Origin of the sequence: Helicobacter sp. MIT 03-1614 (assembly GCF_000762925.2) — a bacterium.
GTDB lineage: Bacteria > Campylobacterota > Campylobacteria > Campylobacterales > Helicobacteraceae > Helicobacter_C > Helicobacter_C hepaticus.
In genome coordinates this window covers 46,857-61,150 of sequence record NZ_JRMS02000007.1, presented here as the reverse complement: position 1 = coordinate 61,150, position 14,294 = coordinate 46,857, and the positions used below count along the sequence as shown (strand labels likewise).

18 protein-coding genes are annotated in these 14,294 nt (G+C 35.7%); 2 read left to right on the top strand and 16 right to left on the bottom strand.

The window, feature by feature from the left end:
- Positions 1-79: 79 nt before the first annotated feature.
- The 12 genes from LS66_RS06205 to LS66_RS06150 all read right to left on the bottom strand — a co-directional run bounded on the left by LS66_RS06205 (position 80) and on the right by LS66_RS06150 (position 9,784).
- Positions 80-814 carry a class I SAM-dependent methyltransferase gene (locus LS66_RS06205; RefSeq protein WP_011114926.1) on the bottom strand — a complete coding sequence of 245 codons (735 nt, stop codon included), beginning with the start codon at positions 812-814 and terminating at the stop codon, positions 80-82.
- Positions 811-2,454 (bottom strand): HAD-IIIC family phosphatase, encoded by a 1,644-nt coding sequence (locus LS66_RS06200; protein WP_034368485.1) that lies wholly within the window; start codon positions 2,452-2,454, stop codon positions 811-813. Before LS66_RS06200 ends, LS66_RS06205 begins: the two co-directional genes overlap by 4 nt.
- Positions 2,455-2,466: 12 nt before the next feature.
- Positions 2,467-2,883, bottom strand: coding sequence for a VOC family protein (locus tag LS66_RS06195; protein WP_138091944.1), 417 nt, complete (start codon positions 2,881-2,883; stop codon positions 2,467-2,469).
- Positions 2,883-3,125: an acyl carrier protein gene (locus tag LS66_RS06190; RefSeq protein WP_034368586.1), complete on the bottom strand. Its 243-nt coding sequence runs from the start codon at positions 3,123-3,125 to the stop codon at positions 2,883-2,885. Before LS66_RS06190 ends, LS66_RS06195 begins: the two co-directional genes overlap by 1 nt.
- Positions 3,126-3,139: 14 nt before the next feature.
- Positions 3,140-3,712, bottom strand: a complete 573-nt coding sequence (locus LS66_RS06185; RefSeq protein ID WP_011114931.1) for a hypothetical protein — start codon at positions 3,710-3,712, stop codon at positions 3,140-3,142.
- Positions 3,696-4,709 carry a formyltransferase family protein gene (locus LS66_RS06180; protein ID WP_138091941.1) on the bottom strand — a complete coding sequence of 338 codons (1,014 nt, stop codon included), beginning with the start codon at positions 4,707-4,709 and terminating at the stop codon, positions 3,696-3,698. The genes LS66_RS06185 and LS66_RS06180 overlap by 17 nt, the downstream gene beginning before the upstream one ends.
- A gap of 58 nt (positions 4,710-4,767) precedes the next feature.
- Positions 4,768-6,132: a fatty acid--CoA ligase family protein gene (locus tag LS66_RS06175; protein ID WP_034368309.1), complete on the bottom strand. Its 1,365-nt coding sequence runs from the start codon at positions 6,130-6,132 to the stop codon at positions 4,768-4,770.
- A complete protein-coding gene (locus LS66_RS06170; RefSeq protein WP_034368310.1) occupies positions 6,132-7,643 on the bottom strand; it encodes a class I adenylate-forming enzyme family protein in 1,512 nt (503 codons plus the stop codon). Before LS66_RS06170 ends, LS66_RS06175 begins: the two co-directional genes overlap by 1 nt.
- Positions 7,636-8,370 (bottom strand): SDR family NAD(P)-dependent oxidoreductase, encoded by a 735-nt coding sequence (locus LS66_RS06165; RefSeq protein WP_011114935.1) that lies wholly within the window; start codon positions 8,368-8,370, stop codon positions 7,636-7,638. Before LS66_RS06165 ends, LS66_RS06170 begins: the two co-directional genes overlap by 8 nt.
- Positions 8,363-8,656: a hypothetical protein gene (locus LS66_RS06160; protein ID WP_011114936.1), complete on the bottom strand. Its 294-nt coding sequence runs from the start codon at positions 8,654-8,656 to the stop codon at positions 8,363-8,365. The genes LS66_RS06165 and LS66_RS06160 overlap by 8 nt, the downstream gene beginning before the upstream one ends.
- Positions 8,657-9,220 carry a GNAT family N-acetyltransferase gene (locus LS66_RS06155; RefSeq protein ID WP_011114937.1) on the bottom strand — a complete coding sequence of 188 codons (564 nt, stop codon included), beginning with the start codon at positions 9,218-9,220 and terminating at the stop codon, positions 8,657-8,659.
- A 105-nt stretch (positions 9,221-9,325) separates the two neighbouring features.
- Complete coding sequence (locus LS66_RS06150) at positions 9,326-9,784, bottom strand: N-acetyltransferase (RefSeq protein ID WP_138091938.1); 459 nt, start codon at positions 9,782-9,784, stop codon at positions 9,326-9,328.
- A 263-nt stretch (positions 9,785-10,047) separates the two neighbouring features.
- Here LS66_RS06150 and LS66_RS06145 point away from each other — a divergent pair, with 263 nt between their 5' ends.
- Both LS66_RS06145 and LS66_RS06140 read left to right on the top strand, forming a co-directional pair.
- The gene (locus tag LS66_RS06145; RefSeq protein WP_236096988.1) at positions 10,048-10,497 is read left to right on the top strand and encodes an FdtA/QdtA family cupin domain-containing protein; all 450 of its coding nucleotides are present in this window, start codon (positions 10,048-10,050) and stop codon (positions 10,495-10,497) included.
- A gap of 9 nt (positions 10,498-10,506) precedes the next feature.
- Positions 10,507-10,908, top strand: a complete 402-nt coding sequence (locus LS66_RS06140; RefSeq protein WP_011114940.1) for an FdtA/QdtA family cupin domain-containing protein — start codon at positions 10,507-10,509, stop codon at positions 10,906-10,908.
- 103 nt (positions 10,909-11,011) lie between these two features.
- On the opposite strand, the gene LS66_RS10385 is transcribed toward LS66_RS06140, so the two are convergent.
- From LS66_RS10385 to rfbA, 4 genes are all read right to left on the bottom strand, one after another.
- Positions 11,012-11,146 carry a hypothetical protein gene (locus LS66_RS10385; protein ID WP_264357600.1) on the bottom strand — a complete coding sequence of 45 codons (135 nt, stop codon included), beginning with the start codon at positions 11,144-11,146 and terminating at the stop codon, positions 11,012-11,014.
- 121 nt (positions 11,147-11,267) lie between these two features.
- Positions 11,268-12,302 (bottom strand): radical SAM protein, encoded by a 1,035-nt coding sequence (locus tag LS66_RS06135; RefSeq protein ID WP_034368394.1) that lies wholly within the window; start codon positions 12,300-12,302, stop codon positions 11,268-11,270.
- Positions 12,299-13,411: a dTDP-glucose 4,6-dehydratase gene (gene rfbB / locus LS66_RS06130; protein ID WP_236096987.1), complete on the bottom strand. Its 1,113-nt coding sequence runs from the start codon at positions 13,409-13,411 to the stop codon at positions 12,299-12,301. The genes LS66_RS06135 and rfbB overlap by 4 nt, the downstream gene beginning before the upstream one ends.
- The gene (gene rfbA, locus LS66_RS06125) at positions 13,411-14,286 is read right to left on the bottom strand and encodes a glucose-1-phosphate thymidylyltransferase RfbA (RefSeq protein ID WP_034366433.1); all 876 of its coding nucleotides are present in this window, start codon (positions 14,284-14,286) and stop codon (positions 13,411-13,413) included. Before rfbA ends, rfbB begins: the two co-directional genes overlap by 1 nt.
- Positions 14,287-14,294: the final 8 nt, after the last annotated feature.

Here is a 14,294-nt window from a genome sequence, read left to right as displayed (position 1 = left end):
TTAAAACAATATTGACACAAGTTTAGTGTTAGAAGGTTGTTATTACAATAATCAAAACCCTACAATTTGATGTTTGATGCTACTGCGCCACAACATAAATATCCCCTGCTATTTGTGGATAAGCCTCCCCTAATTCCATAAATGCAAGAATCATTTGAGAATCCCAATGCGCTTGTATTTGAGCGTTTGATAAGGGTTTGAGCCAATAACCACCACTATCAATAACCTTTAATCCTGCTCTATCAAACTCTTTTTGTAAAGATTGTAAGTCATAAATGCGTCTATGCCCGTGAAAAATATCTGCCTCACTCATAGAATCTTCACTCTTTAATAGACCCATTTTAACCGCAGCTTGACGATGAATAGAATGAGAATTAGGCACTAAAGAGAGAATTATACCCCCCCCCCCCGAATTATTTTCATTAGGCTTAAGCCATTTTTTGGCTAATTCTAAGATTTGCTTGGGAGATTCTACGTGTTCTAAAACGTGTCCCATTATGATACAATCATATTTCTTGCTTGGCTTAAACTCCTCAAATAAAGCATTATGCACATTTAAATGAGGAAATTTCTCTTTTAGATTCTTAGCAAAATGCGAGGAACCCTCTAAAACTTCAAGATTCTCTACATAATCCACTAAATACTTTGTCATCACTCCCTCTGCGGGACCCATTTCTAAAACATCACCACCACGATAAAATCTCTTAAAAATCTCAAATCCATAAAATATCTCCAAGTTCGTTACTTCTTTGGCTTGGAGTGGATTATCGTAATCTTGTGCGATGTTTTCTAGTCTTTGCTGTTCTTTTTTCATTTTACTTCCTTTATGTTGATTTTAAGTCCGTCTGTATCTAGCTCTGAAACTTTGAGAATCACAAAATTTTCACTTTTGGATTCTCTATTCAAAGAGTCAAGAAAACTCAAAAATGGCGCATTTCTCGCTCCATTTTGATAATACACCTTAACATTCTCTTTTTTTACTTTTAAATAATCTGCCATTAAGCTTAAAGATTGAAAAAGCATAATATCCTCTATCTTTCTACCAAGTGCGCGACAACTCACGCACAAGTCAATAAGACATAAATGAGTCTCTTCACTTTTACCTACAAAAATGCCAATAATCCCGCTATCGCTTAGTTTATCTTGCATTGCGATAGACACAACACAATGCTGCTTATCCATAATCCACCCTCGCACTTGCTCTAGACTCGGGCGCGTGTAGTTTGCGATAAATTGATTGGTTTTGTTGAGCAGCTCTTCAATCCTCTCTACATTATCTATATCATTTATGCAAAACTCCAGCTGCATACAAAGGCTTTCAAAATACTCACTCTTAGGCAACTCTTTAAAAGATTCTCGCTGCACATTTGCTCTTATATCTAAAGAACGCAGTAAGTCTTCTCTTTTTACATTTATCTTTTTTAATTGTGGGAAAAGACTAAGGATTCTTAACACTTCAGATGGTGAGGTTGCTAAAATCGTTTTTACACCCAAACTTTGCACACTTTGCACTTCAGCGAGATTATCATCAATAAAAAGTATAGAATCTAATCCTATATTAAATCTCTGTGCTATCTCTTGCAAGCTTTGGGCTTTAGGATTCCAATTTATTTTTTTCATATCAAAATTTCCCCATTGAAGCACAAAATCTTTTCTTGTTTTAAAAAGCTCTTTTGCGTCCTCCTCCTCATTTTTTGAAGCAATGGCAAGTAAAAATCCTTGCTTTTTGTAGGAGAGAATCTGCTTTTGCAAGTTTTGATAATCCTCATTGATTATAATTCCACTTATACCATCTTCACCTAAAATACCACGATAAAGCGTATTGTCCAAATCACATACGATTGCCTTTAGATGAGGAAGTAAAAAAGCTGGAATCCACACAAGCCCAAGTAGCTGTGCGAGCTTCACACAGGCGAAATTACTTAGTCTTGAGCCTGCGATTTTACTTTTCACCTCATCTATTAAATCACTTTTATTAAACCCACTTAAAAGATGAGAGATAAAAACAATCTCACAATCGCTAATGTCTAAAAATGCTTTTAAATCCTCTGAATCTTCATTAATATTCGTATCAATATCTAAAGCAATAACCAAAATAGGAGCTAAAGAAAGATGTCTTAATGCCTTTAGCCTCTCTAAAAGATAGGGCAAAATCGCTGTGTTTTTATAATGATTAAAATCAATCCACACTATCTCCAAATCCGCCTTTTGCCACACTTCCTCTTGCATAAAGGCAAACAAAAAGCTCTCATCATAAGAGCTAAGATTAAATTCGCTAAAAATACCACTTTTTTGCAAAAAAGGATTGATGATAGTGATAATCGCCTCAAAAGCGTGATTTCTATGAATATTAATCTTACATTTTTTAAATACATTTGCGTGCTTTTCTCTCAATCTTGCAAATTCTAAAATCTCTTTTCGCGTGAGATTTTCTTTAAATACATCTAATTCCATTGTTTCCTCCACTTATTTTTCTTCTACTAATTCCACTAACAAGCGGTTTTTAAGCATAACAAAGCAAATTTTTTTGAAATAACTTGCACTCGTAATGGGCGTTATGAGCATATTACCCCCCCCCCCCCCGCTATCTAGCAGGGATTGCATATCTTTTTGTATATCCTCGCTCTTATAAGCAATATGATACATTTTTGTCTTATTTTTGAGGTAATTTGTAAGCGGACCCTCTTCGTGCAAATTTTCTAAAAGCTCAAAGCGATATTGTGGCAATGACCTATCACTTGGAATCACAAATATCCCTTTAACTCCCTGCATCTTATCTATAAACTCATCTTCTTTGATAAATCCAAGACTCTTAAAAATACTTAACTCTTTATGTATATCTGCACTCGCAATGCCAATATGATGAATAGGTAAGCGAAGCATTATAGAGCCTTTTTATTATGAGATAAAATCTCTTGCACCTTTAAAATAAGTGATTCTTGAGAGACAATAGAGGCTAAATCACTCTCTTTAAAGCAAATTCCAAATTCTTCCTCTACGCTCATTACAATATCAATATGTGCTAAAGAACTCCATTGTTCGCAATTTTCCATACAAATATGTGTGCTTTCATCTACACACATATCCAAAACACTGCTTAAAATCCCATAAATGCGTTTTTCTATTGTATTTTCCATACTTACTCCTTATGTAATAATAAAGTCATTTTTGGTTTGTGCTTTTGATAATCTTGCTGTGTTAAAAGCAAAATCTCTAAGCCCTCTTTCTCGTCAAATCCCGCTTTAAGCGCACCAAATTTAAGATGATAGTTTAAGACACGCGTATTTTTGGGATTTGTTGTAAAGACATTTTTATCATCTAGTTTGTAAATCTCAAAAAATGCCTGTTTTGTGAGCAAATCAGATTCTAAAACTTGCAAAAAACTCGCCTCATCGCTCATAATCCAGCGTCCAATCTCATAAAAACATAAATGAGAATCTAAAACAAATTGATTATAAGTAGGATAAATGCTATTTGTCCCTAGACTCTTCCCTTGCTTATCCTCTACGATGAAATACCACTCATTCTCTAAACTCTTATAGCGATTCATATAAGCTATTTGATTTTGCAAGTTATTTTGCGTCTTATGAATATATTGCGCTTTTTTCTTATCCGTTCTTAAAGAGAGGATAAAAGCAGAATCGCTTACCTCCGCCTCACGTAAATTAATATATCTGCCCTCAATTTTGGGGAAATTATGCGTATTTATCATACAAGCTCCTTTTTGTAAAATATGCTTGTGCGTGTGCATAAATGTAAATATAGACAAAATAATGTGTAAGAATTTTTTGAGTAGAAAAAAAGATTGAAAAAAGTATAAAGCAGAAGGGCTTTATATAAAGGATTATACCCCCCCCCCCCGCAAGAATATCTACTTTTTGTGCGATAATCTTAAAGCCATCAATACCCGATAGAATAAACTCATTCTCACTTTCCTCAAAGACATTTGCTCCGATAAATTCCTCGCTTAAAATGCTTTTTGCCACCCTCACACCCCTTAAACGCGGGAGCTGATATTCTCTAAAGATAAAGGCTCTTAATTGATTATGGATTTGAAAACTTGTTTTTTTAAGATTTATGTTGATATTTTTCACATCAATCTCTGTGCGTGAAAAATAGCACGATTGCGTAAAATCTTGCTTAGTACGCTTAAAGCCACCTGTGAGCAAAGAATCCACATTTTCTTTAAGTAATAAAAAGCCTTTCGCCAAATATTTAAAATACAAATCCCGCGCACTCTCTTGCAAGCCTAGTTCAAAAATTCTTTGCGCGATAATATCTCCTGTGTCAATGCCATTATCAATACAATGCAAAGTAACACCGCTTGTGCGCTCACCATTTAAAATCGGTGTGATAGAAGTATAAACGCCCTTATATTTAGGCAAGGCGGAGAAGTGGATATTATAAAGCCTCTTGCTAGCAAATTGCTCTACTTTAAGCAGTCTATCAAATTCTAAAGAGAGGAAAAGCACATTTGGGATTTGCTGTACTTGCTCTAATGTGCAGACAGGGATACTTGTTTGTAAAGCATATTTTAAAAGCGAGGGTTGCCAAGTGTCTATGCCCACATCATCACGATTTGGGATTATACAAATCTCATCGTGAGCAAATTTTGAGCGCAAAAATTTAAGCGCATTAAGCGCAATCGCATTTTTGCCTGCAATACACACTTTGAGATGATTGAAATTATTTGGGAATCTTACGCACATAGCTTAAGCTCCCCACGCACAAGATTTGCCCTTTTAAGAGAGCAAATAGAGAAAAATATTACTCTATTATCCCCCCCCCGATAAGTCGTAGTTTTTTGAATCTCTCACTCATTGCTAAAGATTCTACAATTTCTACTTTTGTAGGGATTTTGAAAGCTGCAAGTTTATCTTTACAATACATTCTAATGATTTTTTTTAATTGGATATTATTTAAAAGAGCATTAGTTTGACTAAGCACTATTTTTACACTCACACTTTGCCCTGTAATCGCATTAGATTCTCCATAAACAAGACAATCCTTAATATCTGACATTTCCAAAAGTATGTTTTCAACTTCTTGAGGCAGCACTTTTTCGCCCCCAACATTTATGACTTCTTTGCTTCTCCCAATGATTTTAAGGTATTCCTCTCCATTAGATTCTATAATCTCTACCAAATCCCCTGTGGCGAAATATCCCTCATTATCAAAGACACTATTATCTGCGTTAAGATAGCCCAAAGTCTGTGTTTTAGATTTAAGATAAAGCTCATTATTGATGATTTTATAATCAATATTTTCCAACTTTATAGCATTTTCTTTGGTTTTTGTTTGTGTGATTCCCACCTCGCTTGTCCCAAAAGTTTGGTGAAAATGCGCTTTTGGAAAAGCACTTTTTAATCGCTTCAATAAAGAATCTGGCATTTTTTCTGTCCCATAAGTAATGACTTTTAAAGCACTCAAATCATACTTTTTATGTGCTTCGCTCAATAACATAAGATTAAGCAAACTTGGACTTGCGGGAAGAAGCGATATGTGATAATCTGATAAAGTCTTGCATAATAAATCAATATTTTTACGATGCTTTATAGCAACTCCGCACGCATTCATACTTAGGGTGTTAAAAAGCGTATTTAACCCTCCAATATGATCAAAAAGCAAAAAAAGTAAAACATTCATCTTTTTGGTCTTTTTAGACAAATAGACATTTAAGAGATTATCCAAATTATGCACCATAGTTTTCGGTCTGCCTGTGCTGCCGCTTGAAAAGAGAATTAAACCCGACTTATGCTCTCTAAATAAAGATTCTAAAAGTGTGTGTTTTTTGACAGGAGAATGAATTGATGTAATTTTTCCCCCTGTATAGAGATAATCAATTTGTGCTTCTTGGCACTTGAGCGAATCTTCAGGTGTATGCTCCACAAAAGGAACAATAATATGTTTTTTTTGTATGCATGCGAGCAAAAAACTCACGCTCTCTATATCATAATCTCCTACAATACCTATAACACTAGGTTTTATAGAATCTAAAAATGTTAATTGCTCTTTGAATGCTGCCCATAAATCCCCATAGGTAAATCTTTGTCCATCATAAATAATAGCATTTAAATGCTCATCACATTGAGCTATTTTTGCTAAAAAAGGGCAAAGATTATCTATTTTCATTACCCTGCCCTCTGCACATAATAATTATTAGAAGGCACAAAGAGATGATTTGTGCATATTTTTAGATATAGAGAATAAGACGATTTTTTGCGATTTTGAGAATATGTATTGCAAATAAAAGTGAATGTGCCATTTTTGGAATCCACTTGAGATTCCAAAACAATGACAAAAAGGGAAATATTTAACGCCCCCCCCCCACGAACATTTCTCAATTTTTTGAATCTCTCACTCATTGCTAAAGATTCTACAATTTCTACTTTTGTAGGGATTTTGAAAGCTGCAAGTTTATCTTTACAGAAGATTCTTATTTGTTTTTTGAGTTCTAAATTTGAAAATAAAACTTTAGCATCTAAAACGACTTTTACACTCACACTTTGCCCTGTAATCGCATTAGATTCTCCATAAACAAGACAATCTTGAATATAGGGCATTTTTAGCAATATTCCCTCTATTTCTTGAGGCAGCACTTTTTCGCCCCCAACATTTATGACTTCTTTAACTCGTCCTATAATCTTTATATACTTTTGCCCCTCTTCCTCTCTCACTTCTACTAAATCCCCCGTAGCAAAATATCCTTGCTCATCAAAGACACTATTATCCGCGTTAAGATAGCCAAGTGCTTGTGTGGGGGATTTGATAAAAAGCTCATTATTGACAATCTTATAAGAAGCATTGACAATTTTAAAAAACTCTTGCATATTTTTTGTTTTCATTGCATTGGTTTCGCTTGTGCCAAAGCCTTGTTTAAAGTTCGTATGGGGCAATGCTTGGTGCAAAGATGCTAAGAGTGCTTCACTCATTGGCTCACTACCATAAATAACTAACTTTAAGGAATCTAAATCATACTTGGTTATATCTGATAAAAGCAAAAGCCTAAGCAATGTCGGTGAAGCGGGTAAAATCTCAATCTCATATTGCTTTAGAGCACTTAAAATAAATTGTGGCTGCCTTTGCTTAGGGATTACCAAAGTCCCACCTCCACCTAGAGTATTGCACATCACGTCAATACCTGCAATATGGTCAGGTAAATACACGCTTAGCACCCTTAAAGGGTTTGCTTTTTTTGCACTATATGCTGCAAGGAAAGTATCTAAACTATGCACGATAGCCTTTGGTTTGCCTGTGCTGCCACTTGAAAAGAGAATTAACCCGCTTTGCTTAGAATCTTTCAAAGATTGGAGTAATTCATATTTTTGAGAATCTACGCGCTTAATTGCTCCATTATGGACTTGTAATATAAATTCAATACCAAATTCACCCACATCAAAATCCATATTTCTAGGAAGAATGGGCACAATAATACATTTTTTGCGATAAAGAGCAAAAAAATAAGTGATTTGCGCAAAGCTATAATCTCCCACTATTGCCACAATACTACCTTGTGGTATCTGCAAGGATTGTCTTTTAGATTCTATACTTTGAAGTAAAGCTGCATAGGTATAAGATTTATCATCGCAAATAAAAGCAATATTTTCTTTAAAATAGGATATTCGCTGCAAAAAATCAGGCATTTACCCCTCCTAGATAGATTACCTGCCCTGTAATAAAATGACTTTTTTCATCACAAAAAAATTCAATCACATTTAAAACATCTTCAAAGCTTCCAAATCGCTTGATAGCCTGTTGATTTAAAAGAGAATCCATTTTTGCCTTTGGCACATTTTTGATTAAATCTGTTGGCACAGGCGTAGGACCCACAGCATTAAGCGTAATACCAAACTCGCTTAATTCTTTTGCCACAACTTGCGTGAGATTGACTAAAGCCGCCTTTGAGGCAGCATAAATCGCCTCTCCCTCTAATCTTAGGGGCGTTGCTATGGTAGCAAAATTGACAATCCTATAAGGCATAGTGCGCTTAAAATCTGCATTGTGTTTTTTAGAATCTTGCACCATTACCTTAGCCACTTCGCGTAAAAACAAAAAACTCCCAAAAACATTGGTATTAAAAATATTTTGCATTGTGCTAAAAGGTGTAGTAAGAATATGATTCATAGAGGCAATGCCAGCATTATTAAGCAAAACATCAATTTTTCCAAATTCTTTTTTTACTTCTCTAATCATTGCTACTACTGCCTTTTCATCACTCACATCAAGCTCAAAATGCCTATAATTGTGAGATTCTATACTTCCTTTTCCACGAGAGCAACCGCACACGATATGCCCTTGTTGCAAATAATATTCACTTAAATCCTTACCGATGCCCTTTCTAGTGCCTGTTATAACAATAACTTTATTCATTAACTTGAACTTTTGTGAGGATATAAGAAGTGAGTGTTGCCACATCTTTAAAAGGTGAGTTTCTCGCACTCATCGTTTTTTCATCAGCTAAGACAATATGGATATTTAAAGCACTTAGCATTTCTTCTAAATCTGCGATAAAACTCACAAGTGCCAAAGAATCTAAATGTCCATCTATGCCATAAATTTTTGTTTCTAATGTAGGCGTCTTAAGCTCATCGTGCTGTATTTCATCAGCGAGATTTCTTAAGGCTTCAAAAATCACATTTTGTATTTTTTCTTTCATTTATTCTCCTTTTGATAAATTTGATAAATGTGGGGGCAGAAATGCCACAAATGCCTTAGGTATAGCCTTAAAATCCTCTTTAGAGAGACTAAAGTAAAAATTGAGTGCATCTTGGGCAATAATTGTTGCTCCAAATCGTTTATGAAATGCTACGACTTGCGTATTTGCCTTTCTCACATCAAAACGCGCATTAGCAAATCCAAGTGTATAAAACCCAAAAGCATATAAGCAAAGCGCGGATTCTATGGCAGTGTAGCTTGGTGCGTCATCTTTGATAATCCAACTTCCCCAACAAAAACTATCTTCTTTAAAGTCATAGATTCGTATCGCTCCAAAAGATTGCTCTTCTAAGGATTGGATAATAAAGTAAAACTCTTTGCCTAAAGCCTCACGTTTTTTATACTCTGCTATCCATTGCTCTTGTGATGAGATTCCACCTGTGGTTTGCGTTAAAAATTGTGCCTTTTTATCACTCCGTAGAGAATAAATAAAACCCGCATCACTTAAACAAACTAAGCGCAGGGAAATATGTTTGCCTATGAGCGGAAAGGTATATGTGTTCATCACATCGCCTTCCCATGGTTATTTACTCTGTTATTTATAGCTTGATATGAGTTTTTGGGATTTTTAGATTTTATTTTAATATTTGAAAGAGTAGCAAATAAGGGATTATTTATAACCCCCCCCCCCCCGCAAGGTAATTTGAGGGATAATCGTACAGTCATCGCCCACATCTTTAGTTACAACTGCACCTGCGGCAATAGTAGCACGCTCGCCAATGATGATTCCGGGCAATATCACCGCTCCCGCCCCGATACTCGCGCCCTTTTTGATAAGCGTTTTTGCAAAAGTGCTAGGATATTGCTTAGAGCGGGGATATTTATCATTAGTAAAGCTTACATTTGCGCCGATAAAAACATCATCTTCAATTGTGATTCCGTCCCATACCTGCACACCGCATTTTATCGTTACATTATTGCCGATCTTCACATCATTTTCAATAAAGCAATGCGAACAAATATTGCAATTCTCGCCGATTATGGCATTTGGTAGCACTACGCAAAACTGCCAAATTTTTGTATTCTCACCTATATTTTTACTTTGCACATCAGAGAGAGGGTGTATCATTACTATCCCTTCCAGCAATTTTACTCAATTGTTTTAGAAGAGATTCACTCAATCTACTCCCAATCCCACTTGCCAAAATAGTCGCATAAGTTTTCATTATCTTTGCCTTATTGCTCCAAACTTTTTAGAATTTGTATTTGGGATATTATCATAAAATTTTAATAATTTAAATATAACTAGAAGTGTTTTGTCTTGTGAGAAAATGCGGATAATTTCATAAAAGTTTTTGTATAATGTGATTTGATAAATCCAAATTGGGAAAAATGATGAATTATGAATTGATAGACTTTGTTGATTTTAGCGATGAAAAAGGCTCTTTAGTCGCGTGTGAATACCAAAAAAACTGCCCTTTTGAGATTAAAAGAGTGTTTTATATCTTTGATGTTAATCCAAGCGCGGTTAGAGGGAGACACGCTAATACAGATTCTGAATTTTTATTTGTCGCTCTAAGTGGGAGTTGCAAGGTAAAAATTGATGATGGTAAAAGCCAAAAAGTCCTCACTCTTGATAGTCCAAAACAAGGCTTGTATGTAGGCAAAATGCTATGGAAAGAAATGTTTGATTTCTCCAAAGGTTGCGTGTTGCTTGTGATGAGCAATACACCTTATAACAAAGGCGAGTATATTAATGATTATATGATGTATGCTCATAAAGTATGGGGGGGGGGGCATAAGATAAACCTTGTTATTCCCTTAAGTTTCAATGTGGCTTAAGGTTACAAGATGAATTATAAACTTCTCTCACTCCAAACCATAGGCGATGAACGCGGCAAATTAGTATCCTTAGAATCTCTTAAAAACTTGCCCTTTGCTATAAAAAGAGTGTATTATATGTTTGATACCTCGCCAGATTTGCCGCGAGGATTCCACGCTCACAAAGAGCTAGAACAACTTGTAATAGCTATAGATGGCGCGTGTGAGTTTGTGCTTGATGATGGAAAAAATAAAGAATCTGTATGGCTTAATCGCCCTGATGTTGGGTTGTATATTGGCAAAAATATGTGGCGAGAAATGCGGAACTTCTCTTATGGGTGCAAACTAATGATACTTGCTAGTGATTATTATGATGAGAGTGAGTATATTAGGGATTATGCAGAGTTTTTAGACATAATAAAAAGGGTATAAGAGCAAATCATAGACATTTTTTGAGATAAACGCTTTGGAGCTTTATTTTCTTTTATACTCACCCAGAAACACCAAATCATTTGCCTCATTTCTAATAAAACTCCTACTCCCAAACATATTTATACTCCTCATAAAGTGCTAGTAGCCTTTGTTTATCTGCTTCTATCTTTTTGGCATTTTTTGACTTTTTGAAATGCGTTTTAAATGTTTTTATGTATTTTTTACAAGCTTTTATCATTTATGTCTCCTTAGGCAAATTTTATCCTCAATTAGCCTTAATCTCCGTGCCAATTTAGCAATACTCATTTTTTCCCCTTAAACTTTTGTGGCATAAAATTATAGAATCTAAGCTTAAGATTCTATAAAAATTCGCTGTTAATTACTTCAAGCTGGAGTTTATTTAAAGTTTTATTAAAATTATCATTTCGGCATAAAATTGGGCAGCTCTTACAATCAATACTCTCATACACTTCTCTTATCCTGCTTCCTCGCCAAATCTCCTCCAAACTCTGCTCTCTTAAATCTCCGAGCAAATGTGCAGGGCTTTGACGGAAGTGCAGACAAGCCCAAACTTTGAAATCCGCACTGATACAAGTGCTAAAAAACATTCCGTGGCATTTCTCATAGCCACGATTAGCCGCATTGTGCATTTGATTATATTTTTGATAACTTGCTAGGATTTTAAAATCCGCTTCTTCATATTTATTTTGCAGTTCCAAAAGGATTGGGGCAATATCAAAAGTATCGCCGGTAAATGGGCGAAACTGCACAAAATCAATGCCTTTTTGTCTTTTGGTAATATCTTTTATAAGCTTCACAAAGCTTTCCATATCCTCTCGCGTCTCTTGGCTTGTTAAAAATCCTATCCCAAAGCTAATTTTAGAATCCATTTGTGTTTTTATCCTTGCAAACATCTCAATATTCTCTAAAGTTTTAGCGAAATGATGAGGTTTCATTCCGTGTATTTTTTCATACATCGCTACACTTCCTGCATCAAGGGAGATTCTAAAATACTCCAAATTCTGTGCAATCACACGACACTTTTGCTCATCAAGCAATCCACCATTAGAATTGCACCCGATATTCATTCCTGCGCGTTTTATCTCCTCTATCGCATAACTAAAATGTGGGCTTAGAGTCGGCTCGCCTCCGCCAGATAGAATCACGCCCTTATTCTCAAGACTTTTTAGTCCTGCAATAATCACATCAATTTGCTCCTTGCTTAACTCTGCATTGTTTTCATTATGCCCACAGCAGCCCGGACAGCGGTGATTACATTTATTTGTCAAATCTAACTCTGTAACAACAAGTGTTTTATGCGCATTCATAAAATAATCAATCTTGTCGGTATAACGCAAAATTTTTTCGTGTGAATTGAAGTGATTTACTTTCATCTAAACTCCCTTTTTTGTAAGATAAAGGAGTGCATAAAAAGCAATAAAAGAGGCAAAAAAGTAAGAATTAAGAGTTTATTAACCCCCCCCCCCGCAAGAGGAATTGAAGTATATTTATGAATATAAAAATCTATTGTTTGAGAAAGATTAGTATAAAAATCACTTGGTTTAAACCCAAATAAACGCATCATTTTACTAGAATCTATCGCATATCGTCTATCGTGTCCTGCTCTATCTTGGACAAATGTAATTTGCTCTTTGTAACTGCGCTCTTTGGGGCATTTTTTATCCAACATCTCACAAATAATTTGTGCAAGCTCTATATTGCTTTGCTCATTTTCTCCACCGATATTAAAACTCTGCCCAAAATAAGAGGAATGAAACACCTTATCAATCGCTTTGCAATGATCTTGCACAAAAAGCCAATCACGGATATTTTGTCCATCACCATAAATAGGAATCTCACTGCCAGCCAAAGCATTACGGATAATCGTAGGAATAAGCTTTTCATCGTGCTGCTTTGGTCCATAGTTGTTAGAACAATTTGTGATAAAAGTTTTCAACCCATAGGTATGATGATAACTCCTAACCAACATATCGCTTGAAGCTTTTGAAGCAGAATAAGGCGAATTGGGCGCATAAGGCGTGGATTCACTAAAATATCCGCTTTCTCCTAATGAGCCAAATACCTCATCAGTGCTAATATGATGAAAAATACAATGCTCTTTGTTTGTCTTAGGGCGACTTGGCGCATCAAACCAGTTTAAATACGCATTATGCAGTAAATTAAAAGTGCCATTGACATTTGTTTCTACAAAGGCACTTGGATTTTTTATAGAATTATCCACGTGAGATTCTGCGGCAAAATGAATCACACCCTCAATATCATAATGCGCAAAAAGTTCCTTAATAAAGTCTTTATCGCAAATATCGCCTTGTCTAAACTCATAATTTGGCGTATTCTCTGCACCTTGGAGATTGCGCAAATCTCCTGCATAAGTTAAAGAATCCACATTGATAAGGCGATACTGCGGGTATTTATGCAAAAAATAGAGAATAAAATTACTCCCGATAAACCCTGCTCCACCTGTGATAAGGAGATTTTTCATTATTTTTCCTCTAAAAGTTGGCGAAGATACTGCCCATAGCCACTTTTACTTAAGCTTTCAGCCCTTTGTAAAAGCTGCCCTTTATCTATCCAGCCATTGTGGTAGGCAATTTCCTCTAAACACGCGATTTTATAGCCTTGTCTTAATTCAATAGTTTGTACAAAACTTGAAGCTTCCACAAGACTATCGTGCGTGCCCGTATCAAGCCACGCGAAGCCGCGCCCTAAACTTTGAGAACGAAGTTTGCCCGCTTTAAGATAAGCAATATTGACATCAGTAATTTCTAATTCCCCTCGTGGGCTTGGTTTAAGCGATTTTGCTATCTCTATGGCAGTATTATCATAAAAATATAATCCTGTCGCAGCAAGATTGCTCTTTGGCTTGCAAGGCTTTTCTTCTAAACTCACAACCGCTCCATTGGCGTCCATTTCTACTACACCAAAACGTTCTGGATCTTTAACACGATAAGAAAATATAGTTGCTTTGCCTTTGTTAGCTTCCTCTTTTGCCTCTAAAAGCATTTCCGAAAACCCTTGCCCATAAAAAATATTATCTCCTAAGATTAAGGCTATTGCATCACTGCCTACAAAATCTTGCGCTAGAATTAATCCCTGCGCTAAGCCATCGGGAGATTCTTGCACGCAGTATTCAATCCGCATACCTAGCCACTCGCCATTTCCAAAAATCTCTTGGAATCTCGGCGTATCTTTGGGGGTAGAGATAATTAAAACCTCACGAATTTGCGCAAGCATTAACACAGAAAGCGGGTAATAAATCATTGGTTTATCATAAATAGGCAAAAGCTGCTTTGAGAGCATCAAAGTAGTAGGATACAATCTTGTTCCACTTCCACCCGCTAATATAATGCCTTTCATTATTTCTC

Coding starts and splice junctions, on each gene's coding strand:
- LS66_RS06185 (WP_011114931.1), bottom strand. CDS start 3,712: ATGATAAATACGCATAATTTCCCCAAAATTGAGGGCAGATATATTAAT.
- LS66_RS06155 (WP_011114937.1), bottom strand. CDS start 9,220: ATGAACACATATACCTTTCCGCTCATAGGCAAACATATTTCCCTGCGC.
- LS66_RS06135 (WP_034368394.1), bottom strand. CDS start 12,302: ATGAAAGTAAATCACTTCAATTCACACGAAAAAATTTTGCGTTATACC.
- rfbB (WP_236096987.1), bottom strand. CDS start 13,411: ATGAAAAATCTCCTTATCACAGGTGGAGCAGGGTTTATCGGGAGTAAT.
- LS66_RS06150 (WP_138091938.1), bottom strand. CDS start 9,784: ATGATACACCCTCTCTCTGATGTGCAAAGTAAAAATATAGGTGAGAAT.
- LS66_RS06145 (WP_236096988.1), top strand. CDS start 10,048: ATGATGAATTATGAATTGATAGACTTTGTTGATTTTAGCGATGAAAAA.
- LS66_RS06170 (WP_034368310.1), bottom strand. CDS start 7,643: ATGCCTGATTTTTTGCAGCGAATATCCTATTTTAAAGAAAATATTGCT.
- LS66_RS06180 (WP_138091941.1), bottom strand. CDS start 4,709: ATGTGCGTAAGATTCCCAAATAATTTCAATCATCTCAAAGTGTGTATT.
- LS66_RS06140 (WP_011114940.1), top strand. CDS start 10,507: ATGAATTATAAACTTCTCTCACTCCAAACCATAGGCGATGAACGCGGC.
- LS66_RS06175 (WP_034368309.1), bottom strand. CDS start 6,132: ATGAAAATAGATAATCTTTGCCCTTTTTTAGCAAAAATAGCTCAATGT.
- LS66_RS06205 (WP_011114926.1), bottom strand. CDS start 814: ATGAAAAAAGAACAGCAAAGACTAGAAAACATCGCACAAGATTACGAT.
- rfbA (WP_034366433.1), bottom strand. CDS start 14,286: ATGAAAGGCATTATATTAGCGGGTGGAAGTGGAACAAGATTGTATCCT.
- LS66_RS06195 (WP_138091944.1), bottom strand. CDS start 2,883: ATGCTTCGCTTACCTATTCATCATATTGGCATTGCGAGTGCAGATATA.
- LS66_RS06160 (WP_011114936.1), bottom strand. CDS start 8,656: ATGAAAGAAAAAATACAAAATGTGATTTTTGAAGCCTTAAGAAATCTC.
- LS66_RS06200 (WP_034368485.1), bottom strand. CDS start 2,454: ATGGAATTAGATGTATTTAAAGAAAATCTCACGCGAAAAGAGATTTTA.
- LS66_RS10385 (WP_264357600.1), bottom strand. CDS start 11,146: ATGATAAAAGCTTGTAAAAAATACATAAAAACATTTAAAACGCATTTC.
- LS66_RS06165 (WP_011114935.1), bottom strand. CDS start 8,370: ATGAATAAAGTTATTGTTATAACAGGCACTAGAAAGGGCATCGGTAAG.